We start from the raw sequence: 885 nt of genomic DNA, 5'->3' as shown, positions 1-885 counted from the left end.
CTCGTGTTCTCCACTCTGAAATTCCCAGTGATAGCAGCGCTTTGAGGTTCTTCAAAAAACTCAACTACTACATCACCCGCTTCAATCGCACCTTCTATTGGATACTTCTCTTGATCTTCAGCCTTTGTACAGCCTACTAATGAAAATATAAGAAAGCTGCTTACGATAAAACTTCTAATAATTTTCACTAAAATCCCTCCTACTCTTGATTTTATTTTAGCTTTTATTGTATCCAATTTTTTTGAATATCTTTGAATATGGGTTGGGTATATTTATATCAAATCTAATTTACCCTCTATAAAAAAAAGATGAATTTTCATCTTTTTTTCTGTGTGATCATAAAAAGTTTAAATGCTGTATTTTTAATGGAACGTAATACAAACAAATTCTTCTGTAATCAAACAACCAACTATACCAATTTGCGAGGTGCATTTTCATGGATATGCAGTTAGAACTGCCCTTACCATTACTTCCACCAGATACTTCAGACGTGAACGTACTTCTTCCATTGATTGAAAAACTCAATCAAATAGGAGAGTTAAAAGTGGAATATCTAGCAGCTGATTTAGGCTACTTTAGTGCTGAACATCAAACTGCCTCATTGGTTGAACACGATGTAGTAGTTGTGACGAACTTTAAGAAAAACACCATTATTCCAGAAACTTGTTCCCCGGAGGGGAAACCCGAGTGTAAGGCTGGACATGAGTTAATCTGGGATGGATTTGAAAAAGAAACGTTGATGACTTGGTATAATGGGGACGAAGATAAATGTATGTCTTGTCCTTTGCAAGCGACTTGCGACAAGCAGTTCAGTTTCTCTTTTGAAGAAGATCCATTCTTTTATGGTCCCATTCCACAGGGCTCTGAGTCACAAAAACAAATGCT

At 36.2% G+C, this 885-nt stretch carries 2 protein-coding genes; one reads left to right on the top strand and one right to left on the bottom strand.

The features are described from left to right. Positions 1 to 188: hypothetical protein (locus tag ACOI1C_RS22625; RefSeq protein ID WP_422512891.1), on the bottom strand; the 188-nt coding region annotated here is incomplete at its 3' end. Positions 189 to 436: 248 nt separating this feature from the next. On the opposite strand from ACOI1C_RS22625, the gene ACOI1C_RS22620 reads away from it, so the two are divergent. Beyond that, positions 437 to 885 (top strand): hypothetical protein (locus ACOI1C_RS22620; RefSeq protein WP_422512890.1); only part of this gene is annotated, 449 nt, incomplete at its 3' end.

It is taken from the genome of Bacillus sp. DJP31 (genome assembly GCF_049310945.1).
Lineage (GTDB): Bacteria > Bacillota > Bacilli > Bacillales > SA4 > Bacillus_BS.
Note: the sequence above shows the minus strand (reverse complement) of the source record. Positions and strands in the feature narration are given on the sequence as shown.